We start from the raw sequence: 21,631 nt of genomic DNA on the forward strand, positions 1-21,631 counted from the left end.
TCTGCGTTTCTGTTGTCCGTGTGCATCTCAAACCGCCTCGAGCTCTGCCATGAAGTCCTGGAGCTCATCCAGGTCTCCGTCGTTTCGGGTACCGAGACTGCCGACCTCTTGTGCAAAGGCCTGCAGGTTCTCTGTCTGGAACAACAACGCGAGTGGCAGGTTCGTACCCAGTTCGATCTGCAGTCGTGCTACCGCCTGGGTTGCCAGCAAGGAGTGGCCCCCCAGCTCGAAGAAGTTGTCGGTAAGAGATACGTTTTCCAGGCCAAGAACTTCAGCCCATACCGCTGCGATCCGCCGCTCCAGCTCCGTTTCCGGCGCCACATGGGCCGCCCGGCGCGGGTTGCCGTCAGGCTGTGGCAAGGCCTTGCGGTCCAGCTTGCCGTTCGGTGTCAGTGGCAGGCGTTCCAACAGCAACAGGTGCGCGGGCACCATGTAGTCCGGCAGGCTGGCCTTCAGTCTGGCGCGCAGGGTGTCAAGCAACGCCGCCCGGGCTTCCTCGCTGGCAACCGACGCTGCATCGGCTGGCACCACGTAGCCCAGCAGTTGCTTGCCGCCCGGCGCATCCAGTGCCAGTACCACGGCTTCGCGGACTGCGTCCTGTTGTTGCAGGCGCGCCTCGATCTCACCGAGTTCGATACGGAAGCCGCGAATCTTCACCTGATGGTCGATACGCCCGGCATATTCGATGACCCCGTCGGCGTCATAGCGCGCCAGGTCGCCGGTGCGATACAGCCGGCCACCCTGCCCACCGAACGGGTCGGGGATGAAGCGTTCGGCGGTAAGCCCAGGGCGCGCCAGATAACCACGCGCCAGGCCCGCACCCGCCATGTACAGCTCCCCCACCACCCCTACCGGCAGCGGCGTTCCGGCCTCGCTCAACAGGTACACGGCACTGTTGGAAAGCGGCCGGCCGATATTGGCCTGGCCACCTTGGGTGCGCAGGGTGAAGGTCGAGTAGGTGGTGTCCTCCGAAGGCCCGTACAGGTCGTACACCTTGAGCACATGGCCAGTGCCGTACAGCGCGTCGACCAGCCCCTGCTTGAGGGCCTCCCCCGCCAGGTTGATGATGCGCACACCGGACGGCAGCTGGCCGGTTTCATGCAGCACCTTGATGGCCGATGGCACCGTGTTGACCAGGCGTACCTGGTCTTTGGCCGGCAGGTGCGGCAGCTCCAGGGCATTGGCCGCCAGTACCGCATAGCCACCCGAGCCCAGGGTCACGAACAGCTCCCAGACCGACAGGTCGAAACAGATCGATGTGGACGCCAACACGCCGCACAGGTCCTGCTGGCTGTACACCGACTGCGCCCAGCCGATCATTGCCACGGCATTGCGATGCTCGATCTGGACGCCCTTGGGTTTGCCAGTGGAGCCTGAGGTGTAGATGCAGTACGCCAGGTTGTCCGGCGTGCTCACGCACACCGGGTCGGCCGCTTCGTAGCCGTCGAGCAGCAATTGGTCCACCAGCAGCGTGCGCGCCTGGAAGCTGGTCGGCACACGCTCCAGCAGGTGCGACTGCGACAGCAGCAGGATCGACTGGCTGTCTTCGAGCATGTACACCAGGCGGTCCTGCGGGTAGCCAGGGTCGAGCGGCACGTAGGCGCCGCCCGCCTTGAGAATGGCCATCAGCGCGACCACCATGTCCAGGCCACGCTCCATGGCGACACCTACCAGCACCTCCGGGCCCACGCCAGCCTCGCGCAGTTTGTGGGCCAGCTGGTTGGCCCGTACATTGAGCGCGGCATACGTGAGCGTCTGCTCGCCGTGGATAAGTGCCACTGCACCTGGCGCAGCAACCACCTGCGCCTCGAACAGCTGATGGATACAGCGGTCGGCCGGGTAACTGGCCGCCGTGCGGTTCCAGTCCTGCACGATACGCTGATGCTGCGCGGTATCGAGCAGCGGCAGGTCGCCGAGTGCAGCACACGGGTCACTCACCAGGGCGTCAAGCAGCGTACCGAAGTGATGGGCCAACTGCTCGATCGCCTCGCTGCTCCAGTGCGCACGGTCATGCCGGTACTGGATAGCCAGGCTGTCGCCAAGGCTCACCAGCACGGTCAGCGGATAGTTGGTCTGCTCGCGCACCTGCACTGGGCCAAACTGCAAGCCACTCGGTGCACCCTGCCGAAGGGCCTCGGACACCGGGTAACTTTCGAACACCACCAGGCTGTCGAACAGGGCTTCACCACCAAGCCCGGCCCAGCGCTGCACATCGTACAGCGGCGTATGTTCGTATTCACGCATGGCCAGGTTGCTGGCCTGCACCTGTCCGATCCATTGCGCGACGCTCTGTTCGCCTTGCGGTGTACCAACCACCGGCAGGGTGTTGATGAACAAGCCAATCTGCGCCTCCACGCCCGCCAGCTCCGCTGGCCGGCCGGCGACCGTGGCCCCGAAGCAGACCGACGACTGCCCGGTATAGCGCTGCAACAGCAACAGCCAGGTAGCCTGTACCAAGGTGTTGACGGTGACACGCTGGGCACGGGCAAAGGCTTCAACCCGCTCGGTACGCCCTGCATCGAATGCCTGGTGATGAACGTGATGGCCATGACCATCAGGCTCACCATTGCGCACGGCCTGGGCCAGGCGCGTCGGCTCGTTGAAGCTGGCCATCTGGCCCTGCCAGAACCGCTCTGCCGCCGCCCCATCCTGGCGCTGCAACCAGGCGATGTAGTCACGGTAGCTGCCCGCCGCTGCCACCACAGGTTTACCGGCATTACGCTGCAACACCTCACCCAGCAACTGCGAGGTGCTCCAGCCATCCATCAGGATGTGATGGCAGGTGAAGATCAGGTGGTGACGTGCCTGCGCCGTACGCACCAGCACCAGGCGCAACAAGGGTGCCTCGACCAGGTCGAAGCCACGCTGCCGGTCGGCATCCGCCAGGCTGTCCAGCGCCCGCGCCAGCTCATCCTCGGTACGCCAGTCATATTCGCTGAACGGCAGTGTCACCTGCTTGCGCACGACCTGCACCGCCTGGCCCAGGTCCCCCTGCCAGATGAAGCTGCTGCGCAGGATGTCGTGGGCCTGCAAGGCAGCATCCCAGGCCTGCCGGAAGGCTTGTACATCCAGGCCATCCACATCCACGCGCATCTGGTTGATGTAGTTGCCGCTGCCTTGCTCGTAGATGCTGTGGAACAGCATGCCCTGCTGCATCGGCGACAGCGGGTAGACGTCGGCGATCTGCGCCACGGCAACCGGCAGCTGGTCGAGCTGCGCCTGGGTCAGGTCGGCCAACGGGAAGTCGGACGGGGTCAGGCCGCGATGTCCACCCTCACAGCAATGCTCGATTATTTCAGCCAAGGCCTGCTGGTAAGCCTGCGCCAGCAGCTCGATGGTTTCGCGGCGATGAATGTCCTGGCTGAAGGTCCACTCCAGGCGTAGCTCGCCGCCATATACCTGACCGTTGACGGTCAACAGGCTGGCCAACGGTGCTTCGGCATCCTGCCTGGCGCCATCGTTCTCTTTGGCGGGGGTGAACAGACCTGCTTCGCCATCGAAGCTGCCGTCGAACTGCCCGAGGTAGTTGAAGACGATCTGGCCTTCAGGCAATGCTGCAAGGGCCTCGCGGCTCGCGACATCACCGAGGTAGCGCAGCACGCCATAGCCCAGGCCTTTGTCAGGCACGGCGCGCAGCTGTTCCTTGATGGTCTTGATCGAACTTGCCAGGTCTGCTTGCGGGCTCAGCTTTACCGGATACAGGCTGGTGAACCAGCCCACCGTACGCGTCAGGTCGATACCCGCGAACAGGTCTTCACGGCCATGCCCTTCCAGGCGCACCAGCACTTCGGGCTGGCCGCTCCAGCGGCCAACTGCTTGCGCCAGGGCCGTCAGCAGCAGGTCCATGATCTGCGTGCGATAAGCCACCGAGCAATCCTGCAACAGCCGTCGGGTGCTTGCCACGTCGAGGCGCGTGCTGACCGAAGCCGCATGCTTCAGTTGCCGGCTGCCTTGCGGGTTGTCGCAGGGCAGCATTTCGCTGGCCCCTTGCAACTGCGCCTGCCAGTAGCCCAGTTGCTGTTGCAATACGGGCGCGGCGGCATAGGTTTGCAAACGCTCGGCCCAGGCTTTGTACGAAGTGGTCTTGGCCGGAAGCTGCAGTGGCTGCCCGGCAGCCAGGGTCTGGTAGGCCTGCTGCAGGTCTTCCAGCAGCACACGCCACGACACACCGTCTACCGCCAGGTGATGGATGACCAAAAGCAGTCGCTGGCTACCGTCAGGCAGCGCAGCGAGCATGGCACGCATCAACGGCCCGTGCTCGAGGTCAAGGCTGCGCTGGGCTTCAGTGGCGGCTTGCTGCAACTGCTCGACGCTGGCGAAATCGCGATGCCACAGCAACTGGGAGTAGCCCGCATCGGCAAATTCAGCCTGCCAGCCCACCCCATGGCCGAACACGCGCAAACGCAGGGCGTCGTGATGTTCGAGCAATGCCTGCAATGCCGCATCGAGCGTCGCCGGGGCCAGTGTTTCACCGGGCGTGAGCAGCACCGACTGGTTCCAGTGATGGCGCACGACAACGGGCTGCTCGAAGAACCAGTGCTGGATCGGCGTGAGCGGCGTCACGCCCGTTACCGCACCCTGATCGATCGATACACTGCCGCCGCGGTTGGCGAGCCGGGCCAGTGCCTGCACCGTCTGGGCCTCGAACAGGTCCTTGGGCGTGAACTGGATATCCACCTGGCGCGCACGGCTGACCACCTGCAACGAGATGATCGAATCGCCGCCCAGTTCGAAGAAGTTATCGGTCAGGCCGACCTTCTCCAGCTTCAGCACATCCGCCCAGATCGCCGCGATCCGCTGTTCCAGATCGCTCCGCGGCGCAACGTACTCGCCCTGCAACTGGCTGGCATCCGCCAGCGGCAGGGCCTTGCGGTCCAGCTTGCCGTTCGGCGTCACCGGCAGCTTGCCGAGCAGCAGCAGGTGCGCCGGCACCATGTAGTCCGGCAGGCCGGCCTTCAGCGCCTTGCGCAGGTTGTCGCGCAACGCGCCTTCGTCCTGCGTGCTGTCGGCAGGCACCACATAGCCCACCAGCTGCTTGCCGCTTGGCCCGTCCTGGACCAGCACCACGGCTTCCTGCACACTCGGCAGCTCCAATAGTCGCGCCTCGATCTCGCCCAGTTCGATGCGCAGGCCGCGGATCTTCACCTGGTGGTCGATGCGCCCGGCGTAGTCGATCACGCCATCGGCGCGGTAGCGCGCCAGGTCGCCGGTGCGGTACAGGCGCCCGCCGTTGTCGCTGAACGGGTCCGGCACGAAGCGTTCGGCGGTCAGCGCCGGGCGTTGGTGATAACCACGGGCCAGGCCTACCCCGCCGAGGTACAGCTCGCCGGCACTGTCGCGCACCGCCGGTTGCAGGCTGCCTTCGAGGATATGGGTCTTGAGGTTGTCGATCGGCTGGCCGATCGGCACGCTGATGCTTTCGTCCGGCTGGCAGGTCCAGTGGGTCACGTCGATCGCCGCTTCGGTCGGGCCGTACAGGTTGTACAGGCCTGCCGCCGGCAGGCGTTGCAGGGTCTGGCGGGCCAACTCGGCCGGCAACGCTTCACCGCTGCACACCACGCGCTTGAGGCTGACGCAGCTTTCGACCGCTTCGTGGGTCATGAACGCCTGCAGCATCGACGGCACGAAGTGCAGCGTGCTGATGCCGTGGTGGTTGATGGTTTCGACCAGCAGCTGCGGGTCGCGGTGCGCGCCGGGCTGGGCCATGACCAGGCGCGCGCCGGTCATCAGCGGCCAGAAGAATTCCCACACCGACACGTCGAAGCTGAACGGGGTTTTCTGCAGCACGCTGTCGCTGGCGTCCAGGCCGTAGGCCTTCTGCATCCACCACAGGCGGTTGACCAGCGCCTGATGGCTGTTGCCAGCACCTTTCGGGCGGCCGGTGGAGCCGGAGGTGTAGATCACGTAGGCGAGGTTCAGCGGGGCCACGTCGACATTCGGGTTGGCATCGCTGTAGCCGTCGAAGTTCTCGGTGTCCAGGTCCAGGCTGCGCAGGCCGGCCGGGATCGGCAGGGCTTCGTGCAGGTGCGACTGGGTCAGCAGCAAGGCGATGCCGCTGTCCTCGAACATGTAGCTCAGGCGGTCCTGGGGGTATTCCGGGTCCAGCGGCACATAAGCGCCACCGGCCTTCACGATGCCCAGCAGGCCGACGACCATCTCCAGGCTGCGCTCCATGGCGATGCCCACCAGCACATCCGGGCCCACGCCCTGCTCGCGCAGCTTGTGCGCCAGCTGGTTGCTACGGCGGTTGAGCTCGGCATAGCTGAGGGTCTGCTCGCCAAAGACCAGCGCCGGGGCATCCGGGGTGGCGAACACCTGGGCTTCGATCAGGTGGTGAATGCTGCGCTCGTCCGGGTACGTCGCCTGGGTTTCGTTCCAGCCTTCGACCATCTGTCGCTGTTCTGGCAGGCCCAGCATTGGCAACTCGCCAACCACCGCGTCAGCATTCTCCGTCAGCGCCTGCAGCAGGTTGGCAAAGTAACCAGCCAGGCGGCCAATGCTCTCGTCGCTCCACAGCGCACGGTCGTGGCTGTACTGCATCGACAGCGTGGTGCCCAGTTCCACCACCAGGGTCAGCGGGTAGTTGGTCTGCTCGTGCACGGCCACGTCGCCGAAGCGCAGGCCACCGGGCGCGCCCTGTTGCAGCGCCTCGGCCACCGGGTAGTTCTCGAACACCAGGATGCTGTCGAACAAGGCGTCACCGCCCTGCCCCGCCCAGCGCTGCACGTCGTACAGCGGGGTGTGCTCGAACTCGCGCACGGCCAGGTTGCCGGCCTGCACCTGGCCGATCCACTCGGCCACGGTCTGCTCGGCACGCGGGGCGCCGATCACCGGCAAGGTGTTGATGAACAGGCCGATCTGTTCCTCCACCCCCGGCAGGTCCGCCGGGCGGCCGGCGACAGTGGCGCCGAAGCACACGCTGGCCTGGCCGGTGCAGCGCTGCAACAGCAGCAGCCAGGCCGATTGCACCAGGGTGTTGACCGTGACCCGGTTGGCCCGGGCGAAGGCTTCGATGCGCGCGGTGTGCTCTGGGTCGAAGGCCAGGCGGTGGTCGCCATGGCCGCTACCGCTTGCGCCAGCACTGCCGGCGATAGCCTGGGCCAGGCGGGTTGGCTCGTCCAGGGCGGCAAGCTGGGCTTTCCAGAAGGCTTCGGCAACGGCCGCGTCCTGGCCCTGCAGCCAGGCGATGTAGTCGCGGTAGTGCGTGGCCTGGGCCTGCGGAGCCAGGCCGGCATAGCGCTGGAGCACTTCGCCCAACAGGCGCGAGGTGCTCCAGCCGTCCATCAGGATGTGGTGGTTGGTGTAGATCAGGTGGTGGCGGGTATCGCCCGTGCGTACCAGTACCAGGCGCAGCAGCGGCGCGGCAGCAAGGTCGAAACCGCGCTGGCGTTCACCCTCGGCCACGGCCTGCAATGCCTGCTCCAACGCCGGCTGGCCACGCCAGTCATGCTCGCTGCATGGCAGTTCGACGGCCTTGCGAACCACCTGTACGGCTTGCTCCAGTTCGCCGTGCAGGATGAAACCGCTGCGCAGGATGTCGTGAGCATCGAGCGTGGCCTGCCACGCCTGGCGGAACCGCTGCACATCCAGCCCCTCCACATCCACGCGCAGCTGGTTGATGTAGTTACCGGCCTGCTGGTCGTAAAGGGTGTGGAACAACATGCCCTGCTGCATGGGTGACAGCGGGTACACATCGGCGATCTGCCCGGCCTCCAGCGGCAGGCTGTCCAGTTGCGCCTGGGTCAGCGCGGCCAGCGGGAAGTCCGACGGCGTCACGCCATGGTGCCGCGCATCGCAGCAGTGCTCGACCAGCTCTGCCAAGGCCTGCCCGTAGGCCTGGGCCAGCTTCTCGATGGTGGCCGGGTGATGAACGTCGGCGCTGTAGGTCCACTCCAGGAACAGCTCGCCGCCGTACACCTGGCCGGTGATGCTCAGCCAGTTGCCCAGCTGCGCGCCGGCACATTGGGTACGGCCTGCGCTTTCCCCGCTCGGGGTGAACAGGGCGCCGGCCTCGGCATCGAAGCTGGCATCGAACTGACCCAGGTAGTTGAAGGTGACACGGGCCTGGGCGGCACGCTCGAGCTGTTCACGCACTTCAGCATCGCCGAAGTAGCGCAGCAGGCCGTAGCCGAGGCCTTTGTCCGGCACGCCGCGCAGTTGCTCCTTGATTGCCTTGATCGACTGGCCAAGGTCTTGGCCGGGTGTGAGACGCACCGGGAACAGGCTGGTGAACCAGCCTACGGTGCGGCTGAGGTCGAGGTCGTCGAACAGGTCTTCGCGGCCATGGCCCTCCAGCAGTACCTGCACGTTGCCCTGCGCGCTCCACTGGCACAAGGTGCGCGCCAGCGCGGTCAGCAGCAGGTCGTTGATCTGCGTGCGGTAGGCCGCCGGGGCCTGTTTCAGCAGCTTGGCGGTGCGCTCGGCATCCAGCCGTGTGGCGGCGGTACGGGCATGGGTGTTGGCCAGGCTGCCCAGCGGGTTGTCACGCGGCAGTTCGGCGTGGTCGCCGGCCAGCGCCTGCAGCCAGTAGTCGCGCTGTGCTTGCAATGCGGGGCTGCCGGCATGGCTGGCCAGGCGCTCGGCCCAGGCCTTCACCGAGGTGGTCTTGGCGGGCAGGCTCACGGCCTGGCCGTTCAGCAATTGCCGGTAGGCCGCTTGCAGGTCTTCCAGCAACACCCGCCACGACACACCGTCGACCACCAGGTGATGGACCACCAGCAGCAGGCGCTGCTGCCCATCGGCGAAGTCGAACAGTTCGGCACGCAGCAGTGGCCCGTGCTGCAGGTTCAGGCTGGCCTGCACCTGGTTGCCGGCGGCGTCCAGTTCACTCAGTACTGCCAGGTTGCGCTGGCGCAGCAGTGGTGCATTGTCCAGCGGCTGGAAGCCCGCCTGCCACTGGCTTTCGCCACGGCTGAAGCGCAGGCGCAGAGCATCGTGCTGCTCGACCACTGCGCGCAGGGCTGCCTCCAGGTGTTGCACCTGCACCGGGCCGGCCGGCTTGAGCAGCACCGACTGGTTCCAATGCGCCGGCTGCGCGACCTCCATCTCGAAGAAACGCGCCTGGGCCGGCAGCAATGCCACCTCGCCGCTGGTGGCAGTGTCCACGGCTGCGGCCGCAACCGCTTGCTTGGCCTCGATGCGCTTGGCTACCTGGGCCAGCTGGGCGATGGTTTGTTGTTCGAACAGCTGCTTGGGGGTGATCCGGATGCCCTGGCGTTTGGCCCGGGCGATGATCTGCAGGCTGAGGATCGAGTCGCCGCCCAGTTCGAAGAAGTTGTCGGTGCTGCCGACCTGCTCCAGCTTGAGCACATCGGCCCACACTGCGGCCAGTTTCTCCTCGATATCGCCTTGTGGCGCCACATAGCCACGGCTGACCGCGCCCGGTGCCGGCAAGGCGCGCTTGTCGAGCTTGCCATTGGCGGTCAGTGGCAGGCGCTCCAGCAGCAGTATCTGCGCCGGCACCATGTAGTCCGGCAGGCGTGCCTGCAATTGCGCCTGCAGTTGCTGCACGGTCACGCCTGCGTCGGCCACCCCGTAGGCCACCAGCTGCAAGCGCTCGGCATCGCCCTCCAATGGCAAGGCCAGTACCACGGCCTCGTTGACACCAGGCAGGCCGGCCAGCACCCGGCCGACTTCACCTGGCTCCACGCGATAGCCGCGGATCTTCACCTGGTCGTCGGCACGGCCGATGAACTCGACCAGGCCATCGGCGGTCAGCCGCGCGCGGTCGCCGGTGCGGTACAGGCGGGCACCACCCTCGGTCGGCACGAAGCGTTCGGCGGTCAATGCGGGCTGGCCCAGGTAGCCCTGGGCGACGCCTTGCCCGCCCAGGTAAAGCTCACCGGGCACCTGCGCCGCCAACGGGTTGAGGTAGCCATCCAGCACCTGGGCGCAGGCGTTGCCCAGCGGGCGCCCGACCGGCACCGTGCGGCAACCTGGCAGCGGCTGCCCCGGCTCGAAGGTGAGCACGCCGACAGTGGTTTCGGTCGGGCCGTAGTGGTTGATGACCCGGCAGGCCGGGCGCAGTTCGCGGATTTTTTCCAACAGACCCCAGCTGCATGCCTCCCCCCCCAGGATCAGTGCCTCGGCGGGCAGCACATCGGCGGCGCGGGCCGCTTGCAGCAAGCCTTGCAAGTGGCTCGGCACCAGCTTGAGCACGCCGACCTGGTGCTGCGCCATGTAGCTGGCGAAGCCATCCGGGTCGAACGCCAGTTCCTGTGGCAGCAGGTGCAGCAGGCGGCCCGAAGCCAAGGCACCGAACAGCACGGTGTGGCCCAGGTCGGCCGCGGTGGTGGACACCATCGCCATGCTCGCCGCGGCCGGCAGTTGCAGGCGCTCCAGCACCGCCTGGGTGTAGCTGGCCAGCGCCCCGTGGCTGACCACCACGCCTTTCGGCTGGCCGGTCGAGCCCGAGGTGTAGATCAGATAGGCCGGTTGTTCGGCGGCGATGGCCACCTCGACCGGGCTGTCGCTGCAGGTTGCCCAGGCGGTATGATCGCAGGCAATCAGCTGCACGCCGTCCAGGCCGGCGAAGCGCTGGTCGCCCGGCTCATGCAGCAGTATGGCGGCGCCACTGTCGGCAATCAGTTGTTGCAGGCGCTCCTGCGGTTGCTGGGTGTCCAGCGGCAGGTAGGCGGCGCCGGTCTTGAGCACCGCGAGCAAGGCGCCGACCCACTCGATGGAGCGCGGCAGGCACAGGGCGACGATGCTGCCGGCACCGACGCCGTGCTGGCGCAGGTAGTCGGCCAAGCGGTTGGACGCCGCCTCCAGCCCGGCCTGGGTCATGAACCGGTCACCGGCACGCACACCGCCGTGGGCCTGGCCTTGCGCCATTGCCTGGCGCCACAAGGCGAGGAAGTTGCCGTGCGGGTAGGCCTGCGTGGCCGCCGGCAGCAGCGTCGCCACTTGCGGGCTGTCGACGATCGCCTGCTGCGGGTCACGGATCAGCGCATCCAGCACCTGGCGCAGCGAAGCGGCCATGCGTTCGATAGTGGCCTGCTCGAACAGGTCGGTGGCGTAGGTGAAATAGCCTTCGATGCCGTCGGCCTTGTCGGAGAAGTCGAACGCCAGGTCGAAGCGGGCATCGCTGCCGTCACGGGCAAAGCCTTCTACCTCCAGCGCGCCCAGGCGCTTGCGCCCTGCATCGCTGGCGGCCACGTGCTGGTTGATCTTGAACTGGAACAGCGGGTTGTGGGCCAGGTTGCGCTCGGGCAGCAAGGCATCGACCAGGTGCTCGAACGGCAGCTCCTGGTGCGACTGGGCGCCGCCGATCACGTCTTTTACCTGCTCCAGCAGCGCGGCGAAGGTGGCGCGCTCGTCCACCTGCACGCGCAGCACCTGGGTGTTGATAAAGAAGCCGATCAGGCCTTCCAGCTCCTTGCGGTTGCGCCCGGCGTTCGGGGCACCGATGCGGATGTCGGCCTGGCCGCTGTAGCGCGACAGCACCACCGCCATGGCTGCCAGTACCAGCACGAACAACGTGTGGCCACCCTTGCGCGCCTGGCTACGCAGGGCCTCGGCCTGTTCGGCGCCGATATCCACACGCACCACCGCGCCACGCTGGCTGGGAATTGCCGGGCGCTCGAAGTCCAGCGGCAGGCTCAGCACCGGCTGCTCGCTGCCCAACTGGGCCTGCCAGTAGGCCAGTTGGCGCTGCGCTTCACCGGCCTCGAGCCAGGCGCGCTGCCAGATGGCGTAGTCGGCGTACTGGATCGGCAAAACCGGCAACTCGGCCTGCCGGCCTTCGGCCAGGGCGCTGTACAGCTGGATGAATTCCTGCACCAGCACATCGCTGGACCAGCCGTCCGAGATGATGTGGTGCATGCTCACTGCCAGCACGTGGTGATCGGCGGCCACGCGCAGCAGGGTCACCCGCAGCAGCGGGCCGCTCAGCAGGTCGAAGGGCTGCTTGAGGGCGGCGTCCACGGCCACGCTCAGCGCTGTCTCATCGGCGGCACCGTCGAGCATCAGCAATTCCAGCGCCAGCGGGCAGTGCTCGAGGATTTCCTGGTAGAACTCGCCCTCCTCCGAGGCAAAGCGCGTGCGCAGCGATTCGTGGCGTTGCACCAGCGCATCCAGCGCCTGCTGCAGCACTGCCTGGTCCAGCGCGCCCTTCAGGCGTACTGCCATCGGCACGTTGTAGGCTGGGCTGTCGGGCTCCAGCTGCCAGAGAAACAGCAGGCGCTGCTGGGCGTACGACAGCGGAATACGCGCCAGGCCCTGGCGCGCGGGCACGATGGGCAGCAGGCGGAAGCTCTGGCCGGTAGCCTGCATCTTTTCCAGGATCTGCTGGCGTTGCTCCACAGGGAGGCCAACGAAACGTTGGGCGATACGTTGTGCGGCAGTGAGTTCCATGTCAGGCCTCTGTGAATGCATTCATCATGTGTTCGATATCGCTCAGGCCATCGTCGGAGAGCGACAGGCCCTGCTCGTCCAGTGCCTGGGCGAACGCGCGTAGTTCGGGGTGGCTGAAGATCAGCCGCAGGGGTATGTCCAGCCCAAGCTCGACGTTGATCCGCGACACTGCCTGGGCCGCCAGCAAGGAGTGGCCGCCCAGCTCGAAGAAGTTGTCGCTCAGGCCGACCCGGGCAACGTTCAGCAACTGCGCCCAGATGTTCGCGAGCTGCTGCTGCCGCTCGGTCTGCGGCGCCTGGTAGTCATGCTGTGGCTGGTTCGGGTCGGGCAGCGGCAGCGCCTTGCGGTCGAGTTTGCCGCTGGGGGTCAGCGGCATGCTCGGCAGGGTCACCAGGTAGGCCGGGATCATGTAGTCCGGCAGGCTGGCCTTGAGGTACTGCTTCAGGGCCTGGCGCAGATCGCCGCGGTAGCCTTCGGCCGGCACCGCATAGGCGCACAGCTGCTTGCCACCGGGCAGGTCGATGGCCAGCACGGTGGCTTCGCGAACGTCCGGGTGCGCCCGCAGGTACTGCTCGATCTCGCCCAGCTCGATACGGAAGCCGCGCACCTTCACCTGGTGGTCGACCCGGCCGCGATAGGCCAACTGGCCGTTTTCGTCGTAGCAGCCGAGGTCGCCGGTGCGGTACAGGCGGCCACCGCCAACCGGGTCGAACGGGTCGGGGATGAAACGCTCGGCGGTGAGTGACGGCCGCTGGTGATAACCGCGCGCCAGGCACCCTGCCCCGCCGATGAACAGCTCCCCGGGCACGCCCACCGGCGTCGGCGCCAGGCCATCGTCCAGAGCATGCAGGGTACGCCCCGGCAAGGCACGGCCGATCGGTACGCCGCCCAGGCTGATCTGCTCCACGGTCATCTGCGAACAATCGTAGGTGGTGGCGACCACGGTGGCTTCGGTCGGGCCGTAGGTGTTCAGCAGGCGCACTGCTGGCGGGCCATCGGCCAGCCAGGCACGCAGGGCATCTTCCGGCACCGCTTCTCCCCCCACGTGAATCTGCTTCAGCCGGCCATAGGCCTCGGGGGGGCGGCGCTCCAGCGCCAGCAGGCGCCAGTAGGCCGCTGGCAGGTCGGCCACGGTCACGCCGTGGCGGTTGATCTCGTCCAGCAGGGTGGCGGTGTCCCACAGCCGCAGGTCGCGCAGCACCACACAGGCGCCCTGGGCCAGCGGCGGGAAGAACTGCTCGATGAAGCCATCGAAGCTGATGGTGGCGAACTGCAGCACGCGATCGTCCGGGGTAAGCCGCGAATAGTCGCCGGCCACCAGGCAGAACTGCGACAGGGCATGGTGGTCGATGGCCACGCCCTTGGGCATGCCGGTGGAGCCGGAGGTGTAGATGACATAGGCGAGGTTGTGCGGTGCCACCAGGTTGGCCAGCGGTTCGGCGGGCCAGGCTTGCAGCCACTCGGTGCCGGGCGCCAGTACCACGCAGGGCAGTTGCTTGCCCAATTGCAGGCGCTCACGCGAGGGCGCATCGGCCAGCAGCAGGCCGATATTGCTGTCCTCGACCATGTAGGCCAGGCGTTCTTGCGGGTAGTCCGGGTCCAGCGGCACATAGGCGCCACCCGCCTTGTGAATGGCGATCAGCGCCAGGGCCATGCCCAGGCCGCGCTCGACAGCCACGCCAACCAGGCAGTCCGGCCCCACGCCCAGCGCCCGAAGGCGGTGAGCCAGCTGGTTGCTGCTGCGGTCCAGTTCGGCGTAGGTCATCTGCTGGTCGTCGAAGATCAGCGCCAGCGCATCCGGCCGCTCGTGGGCCTGTCGCGCCAGCAGCTGGTGCGCACACAAGCCGCTGCCAGCCTGGGGCGCCGGGTTCCAGCCGTGGGTCAGCTGCTGGCGTTCGCTACTGCTAAGGAAGTCCAGCTCGGCAATGCAGCATTGTGGTTCGGCGCAGATGGCTTCCAGCAGTGCTTGCCAATGCCCGGCCATGCGCTCGATACGTGCGGCATCGAACAGGTCGGTGCAATAGTTGAACGAGGCAGTCACGCCGTCGGAGCGCTCCAGGGTATTGAGCGAAATGTCGTACTGCGCGCCCGGCTCCAGCAGGTCCACTTCCTTGACCTGCAGGCCGTGCAGGGCATCGCTGGATACCTGCTCGCCAAGGTCGCGCAGGTGGTTGTACAGCACCTGGAAGATCGGGTTCACACCCTGGTCACGCTCCGGATACAGCGCCTCGGCTACTTCGAGGAACGGCACATCCTTGTTGGCCTGGGCCTGCAGGGTGGTCTCCTTGATCGCCGCCAGCAGCTGCGAGAACGGCTGGCTGCCATCGACACGGATACGAGCCACGACCACGTTGATGAAGAAGCCGATCAGCCCTTCAAGCTCCAGGCGGTTGCGGTTGGTGACCGGCACACCGATGTTGAGCGTGCCCTTGCGGCTGTAGCGCGACAGCACGATGGCAAAGGCCGCCAGGAACACATGGAACAATGTGGCGTTGGATGCCACCGCCAGTGCCCGCAGGCGCTCGGTGAGGGCCTGTGGCAGGCGCACGTCGAAGCGGCTGCCCTGGTAGCTTTTTACCTGCGGGCGAATGCGGTCGGCAGGCATTTCCAGCACTTCGAAGTCGTCTTCCAGGCGGGCCTTCCAGTAGTCGATCTGCGCCTGCATCTGCCCCTCGGCCAGCCACTTGCGCTGCCAGGCGGCGAAGTCGGCGTACTGCACCGGCAGCGGCTCGATGGTTTGCGCCTGGCCCGTGGCGGCGGCGTTGTAGGCGGCGGCGAACTCGCGCACCAGCAGGCTCATCGACCAGCCATCGGAGACGATATGGTGCAAGGTCAATGACAGCAGGTGCTCCTGCGCATGCACCTTGAACAGCCGTGCGCGCAGCAGCGGGCCGTGCTCCAGGTCGAACGGGACGAAGGCTTCGGCTTCCAGCTTGCGCATCTGCGCGGCGTGGTCCTGGCCGCTGAGGTCTTCGAAACCGATCGATACCGTGGCAGCCGGCAGGATGCGCTGCCAAGGCAGGCCGTCGGCCTCGACGAAAACAGTGCGCAACGATTCGTGGCGGGTTACCAAGGCATCCAGCGCACCCTGCACGGCGCAGTGGTCGAGGTGGCCCTGCATGCGCACGGCCATCGGCGTGTTGTAGGCCAGGCTTTCGGGGTTGAGCTTCCAGAACAGCCACTGGCGGTTCTGCGAGGGGGACACTGGCAGCGGTTGCTGGCGATCGAGGATTTCGATGTCCAGGCCTGCGCCCTGCTCGCCTTCGGCCACTGCCTGGGCAAAGGCCTGCAGGTCGACGGTGTCGAACAAGCTGCGCAGCGGAATATCCACGCCCAATTGCTTGCGTATCCGCGATACCGCCTGGGTGGCCAGCAGTGAATGGCCGCCAAGGGCAAAGAAGTTGTCGCCCAGGCCTACCTGCGGTACTTGCAGGACTTGCGCCCAGATCTGTGCCAATTGCGTTTGCAGCGGGGTCTGCGGCGCCTGATAGGCCACCTGGGTGGCGGCGGGTTCCGGCAGCGCCTTGACGTCGACCTTGCCGTTGACCGTGACCGGCAGGTGCTCCAGCACCATCAGGTGGGTCGGCACCATGTGTTCGGGCAGCAGGCGCTTGAGGCTGGCGCGGATCGATTCCTGCCAGGCCAGGCTGTCGGCCGGCATCTGACCGGGCACCAGCCAGGCAGCCAGTTGCAGTTGCGGCGCCTGGCCATGCACGCGTACCAGGGCATTGGCGACACCGCCCAGGGCACGCAGCTGGTTTTCGATTTCGGCCAGTTCCACGCGATAGCCACGGATCTTCACCTGGCCATCCATGCGCCCGGCGAACTGCAGGTCGCTGCCTTGGCGAACCCAGTCACCGCTGCGGTACAGGCGCTGGCCGTGGCCGTTCGGGTCGGGAACAAAGCGCTCGGCGGTGAGTGCCGGGCGGTTCAGGTAGCCGCGGGCCAGGCCGGCGCCACCGATGTATAGCTCGCCCTTGGCTTTGGCCGGCAGGGGTTGCAGGCAGCGGTCGAGCACCGCGACGCGGGTGTTGGCCAGTGGCTGGCCGAGGCTGGCCTGCCCGTTCAGTTCGGCGACCAGCACACCGACGGTGGTCTCGGTCGGGCCGTAGTGGTTGAACACCTTGAGCGCCGGGGCCAGGTTGCGGACCTTGCCCAGCAGGCTCGGGCTGATGGCCTCGCCGCCGAGCACCAGGCACTGTGCCGGCAGCGCCGAGCGGCCAGCCACCAACATGGCTTCCAGGTGCGACGGTACGATCTTCAGCGCGTCTACCTGGTGTTCGGTCAGGTAGGCGGCGAAGCCTTCGGCATCCAGCACCTGCTCGCGTAGCAGCAAATGCAGGGTGTGGCCGCCGCACAAGGCGCCGAACAGCATGGTGTGGCCAAGGTCGGCAGCCGGGGTCGAGACCTGGGCCATGCTGCGGATACGCTCGACCGGCAAACGTGCGGCGATGCCTTCGACGTAGTTGGCCAGGGCGCCATGGCTGATCGCCACGCCCTTGGGCTGGCCGGTGGTGCCGGAGGTGTAGATCACGTAGGCCAGGTTGGCCGGCGCCGGGGCGATACGGGCGGCGCTGCCGTTGCCGGTTTGCGCCCAGTCCAGGCGCTGCACGCCCTCGGGTAGTTCGGCCTGCCAGGTACCGGGCGCCAGTACCAGGCGCGTACCGCTGTCGGCAAGCATGTAGGCCAAGCGTTCGGCCGGCTGCTCGGGCTCCAGTGGCAGGTAGGCGCCACCGGCCTTGAACACGCCGAGGATACCGGCGAGCATGCCGACACTGCGGTCGGCCAGCACGCCGACCAGTGTGTCCGGCCCTGCTCCGGCTTCCACCAGCCGGCCTGCAATGGCTTCGGCGCGGGCATCGAGTTCGGCGAAGCTGGCCTGCTCGCCCGCAGCCATCACCGCCGTGCGTTCGGGGTGGCGGCTGACGGCGGCGGCAAAGCGCTGGTGGACCAGCAGCGTTGCGTCAGCCTGCGCAGGCGCGCCGATGGCAGGGGCCAGGCCTGGCAATGGCAGCTCGCCGACTGCGCCACCCGCTTCGTCGGCCAATGCCTGCACCAGGGCCAGCCACTGCTCGCCGAGGGCTTCGACGGTGGCCGTATCGAACACGTCGGTCGCATAGGTGAACGCTGCGTGCAGTTGCCCCGCTCGCTCATGGGTGTCCAGCGCCAGGTCGAAGCGGGCGCTGTGCTTTGCCAGGTTGACCGGCGCCAGGTGCAAACCGGAGCGGGTCTCGATGGCCTGCACATCCGCCACCTGCGCCTGGTGGTTGAACAGCACACGGAACAGCGGGCTCTCGCTGCTGCGCGGCAGGTCCAGGGCTGCTACCAGTTGCTCGAACGGCAGGTCCTGGTGGCTTTGCGCGCCTACGGCGGTTTCGCGCACGCGCTGGAGCAGGCCGGTGATGTCCAGCAGCGGGTCGATTTCGGTGTGCAATACCTGGGTATTGATGAAGCAGCCGATCAGCCCTTGGCTTTCGGCGCGGTTGCGGTTGGCGATGGGCACGCCGACACGGATCGCCGACTGGCCGCTGTAGCGCTGCAGTAGCAGCTTGAAGGCGGCCAGCAGGACCATGAACAGGGTGACGTTATGCTTGCGCGCCAGGCCGCGCAGCCGTTCGGCGACATCTGCTGCGATGGGGAACTCGTGACGCGCGCCGCGATAGCTGGGGCGGCCCTGGCGGCTTCGGTCCAGTGGCAATTCCAGCGGCGAATGGTCGTCGCCCAGGCGGGCCTGCCAGTAGGCCAGCTGGCGCTCCTGCTCACCGGCCTGGAGCCAACTTCGCTGCCACAGGGCGTAGTCGCGGTACTGGATCGGCAGCGGTTCCAGGCGGGCTTCGCTGCCGGCCACGGCGGCGTCGTACAGGTGCAGGAATTCGTCGATCAGCACGTTCATCGACCAGCCGTCGGCGACGATGTGGTGCACGGTGAGCAGCAGGATGTGCTCCTGTGCCGCCAGTTGCAGCAGGCGCACCCGCAGCAGCGGGCCGCTGGCCAGGTCGAAGGGGGCCAGGGCTTCGGCTTCGGCGATGGTTTCGATGGCGGCCTGACGGGCGCCCTCGTCCAGGCCGGCCAAGGCATCCTGGTGCAGCTGCAACGGGGCGGCGCTGGCCTCGACCTGCTGGCGCACGTCATCGCCGTCGGCGACGAAGCGGGTGCGCAGGGTTTCGTGGCGGGCCACAAGGGCATCGAAGGCGTGCTGCAGGGCGGCCAGGTCCAGCGGGCCAGTCAAGCGCACGGCCATGGGCAGGTTGTATGCCGCACCTTGCGGGTCGAGCTGCCAGAGGAACCACATGCGCCGCTGGGCGTACGACAGCTGGTCACGCTCGGCCACCTCCACCCCGGGCGCAATCGGCAGCACGGAAAAATCCATGCCCTCGCCCTGCAGCGCCTTGAGGAACAGGCGGCGCTTGTCGGGGCTGAGTTCGATGAAGCGGCGGGCGAGCTTGAGCGTTTGGTCGGCATTCATGTCGAGCGGTGTCCTGGCAGTCGAGCGGTAACTGTCAGACGAAGGTGTGGGGGGGTGATTTAGTGGCGCCAACCTTAGGCCCAGCACCATCCCTGTGGGAGCGGGCGTGCCCGCGAATCAGGCGACGCGGTGGCTGGCACCGGCTGCGCCGGTGTTCGCGGGTAAACCCGCTCCCACACCGACCGCGCAGGTTTCAAGGTCTCTGAGCAAGGCCATAACCGCTACAGGAATGGCGCCAGCCAGGACGGGACGCTACCCCCGTGGGAGATTGCCCAGCCCTTTTGGGCTGTGCTGTCGCGCAGAGAACAAATATCGCTCGCCTGACGCGTCCGTTGTAGGAGCAGCCTTGTGCTGCGAAGAGGCCGGTACAAGCAACAGACAGGCTTTGTCAGTACCGCGAAGCTGCCAACGCGGTGTATAGCACCGGCTCCACCGGTGTTCGCGGCGGTTCGACGCCTCGACACGCCCGCTCCCACAGAGCCCTGCTAAATCAATGATTTATGTGTTGTTCTATGAGAGCGGGCATGCCCGCGAAGAGGCCGGCATTGCCATCAATAAAATGACGTAGTCCAAATCTCTATTCCTTGTAGGACCCTTCCTAAACCCCCACCACCCCGAAAATACCCGCCAACCGCCTGCTAGGTTCCTGGCTTCCACCTGAAAAAGAGGCGAGCCATGAGCATGCGCATGAACATCTTCGGCCGATACCAAGGCCTGGACGGCGACGAAACCACCACAGGCGCCATCTGCATTGCCAGCCAAGCCAGGGGCCGTGTGCATGGCCGCGACTGGCTACTTCAAGGCGACCCGACCACACCCTGCCCGCTATGTGGACAAGCGGGCACCATCGTCGAGGGCGAAGTCCGCTGGCGACAGGATGGTATTCCCACGGCTCTGGACGGAGCACTGGTGCAATGTGGGTGCCCACAGGGCAGCAATCGCCTGGTTGCAAGTGGGTACGCACCTCCGGCTTCGCGCGGGGCACCCGCATCTGAGCCTGTTCGTGAGGCACCAGCACAGGCCCAGACGGGTAACCCGATAAGAAGTACCTATCAGCCTGAGGTGGTTCAGCCCTCGCCCACTCCTCAAGGCATGGAGCCCGGCTTCTACATCGTTCCGCGCTGCATGTCATACCAGGAAGTCCTGGCAGAGCTGGGCGCGCCGCAGGCCAACCTGCCTCGGTCAATTCTGGAGCGGCTGAACCCGACCTATCAGCAGGGGTTCAAGGCGGGCGAGATCTTTGTCATTGGCGATGGTTACAGTCGCCCGACCTGCACCCGTGAAGAGCAATATGTGATGAGTGCGGCCAAACAGGCGCGAGAGGACTTGGCAGATCTCACGCCGGAAGAAGCTGACTTCATGATGCGTCACTTGCCTGAAATAGCAGGTTTGTTGAGCAGTACCAGCTTGGCAATGGGAGTGAGCGGCGCCATGATGGCTCAGGCGCTAGATGATCTTAGCGCGACGTTGCGCAAGATCGAAGAGCTGCATCAGCATCAGTTTTCCAAGCATGGACATCTACGTAGTCCGGAATTTTTTGCTGAACGTAGAAAGCTACTCGGACAATTGGATGCGCAACTGAAGATGGGCTTTCTTAACAAGCACATGAACCTCGGAAGCCATGACAGATTACGGGGCGACTTAGGCATTTCCTCAAAAAGCCTAGTACATCACTGGAGCAAGGCTGGAGCACCCGGGGGCATCCCTGGATATTCAACGCATCTGGACAAGTTGACACGTTTATCTAACTACCTAAAAAAAGGTGGATATGTAGGGCTGGCGATCGGTGGTGGATCGTCTTGGCTGAAAACTCAAGAGGTATGTAGATCAGGCAATTCTCAATCATGCAGAAAAATAAGATTCACTGAGGTAGGCAACTTTTCAGGAGGACTAGCAGTAGGTGCCGCTGCGGGAGTAGCTGGAAAAGCGATAGCAGGCTTTGCCTGCGTGAGCCTTGGGCCCATAAGTGGAGCAGCATGCGCCATTGCAGTCGTAGGCGCTAGTTCGTACGCCGGGAGCGTAGCTGGCATGGACGGTGACGAAACCACCACAGGCGCCATCTGCATTGCCAGCCAAGCCAGGGGCCGTGTGCATGGCCGCAACTGGCTGCTACAAGGCGAGCCGACTACACCCTGCCCGCTATGTGGACAAGCGGGCACCATCGTCGAGGGCATTGCAGGCATGGGCGGCGGCGAAGAATTAGGTGAAGTAATCTTCGAGGCCTTTCAAGATGATTGATCATCTGGACATAAAATTAAGGCTATTTATAGTAGCCTCACCTTTCTGCCTCGGCTTGACCGCACTTGCAATGGACTTTCACATTGCAATTTCTCAGCAATATAAACAAATGGTCACAGCACTTCACCGAAGCCCATGTCTTTCATACGCCATAACCCTTTGGGGAGAGAAAGGCATACGTTCAAGAATGCTGGTGATTTTCATGGTAGCAGGCGCCATCACTTTCCCAATCTCAAGTATTCGCAGAGGCCTACTTGACAAAGAAGATTATGAGCAATTCCCCAAGCCATTGAAAACCAAAATAGTTATCGCATCATGGTTAAGCACAACCGGATTCACTTGGCTAGTCATAAACTACTTCATTATTTAGCCACAACAGAGACAACGCAACACACCATCTGAGAGTTCGCCAAACAGTAGGTAGTCAATGTCTGCGAAGGTGATGCTTGCGGGCTGCAAAATTCACAAATAACTTGGGCAAATGTTATGTGGTTAATTGCTTGCTGGATGCCTATGGCCGCGCTCTTTGGATTCTTGTCAGGTTACGCACCATTCACGAAATAACTCGATCAG

At 65.4% G+C, this 21,631-nt stretch carries 4 protein-coding genes; 2 read left to right on the plus strand and 2 right to left on the minus strand.

From position 1 onward, the window contains the following. Positions 1-27: 27 nt before the first annotated feature. Both NY023_RS20565 and NY023_RS20570 read right to left on the minus strand, forming a co-directional pair. The gene (locus tag NY023_RS20565; RefSeq protein WP_316927862.1) at positions 28-12,354 is read right to left on the minus strand and encodes a non-ribosomal peptide synthase/polyketide synthase; all 12,327 of its coding nucleotides are present in this window, start codon (positions 12,352-12,354) and stop codon (positions 28-30) included. Position 12,355: 1 nt separating this feature from the next. Continuing rightward, positions 12,356-18,820: a non-ribosomal peptide synthetase gene (locus NY023_RS20570; RefSeq protein WP_316927863.1), complete on the minus strand. Its 6,465-nt coding sequence runs from the start codon at positions 18,818-18,820 to the stop codon at positions 12,356-12,358. Between the two features lie 675 nt (positions 18,821-19,495). Between NY023_RS20570 and NY023_RS20575 the strand changes: the two genes are divergently transcribed. Then, on the plus strand, positions 19,496-21,058 hold the full coding sequence (locus tag NY023_RS20575; RefSeq protein WP_013973739.1) for a PAAR domain-containing protein: 1,563 nt from the start codon (positions 19,496-19,498) through the stop codon (positions 21,056-21,058). After that, positions 21,051-21,428, plus strand: a complete 378-nt coding sequence (locus NY023_RS20580; protein WP_013973740.1) for a hypothetical protein — start codon at positions 21,051-21,053, stop codon at positions 21,426-21,428. The genes NY023_RS20575 and NY023_RS20580 overlap by 8 nt, the downstream gene beginning before the upstream one ends. Positions 21,429-21,631: the final 203 nt, after the last annotated feature.

Origin of the sequence: Pseudomonas sp. NBB (assembly GCF_032701105.1) — a bacterium.
Classification (GTDB): domain Bacteria; phylum Pseudomonadota; class Gammaproteobacteria; order Pseudomonadales; family Pseudomonadaceae; genus Aquipseudomonas; species Aquipseudomonas asiatica.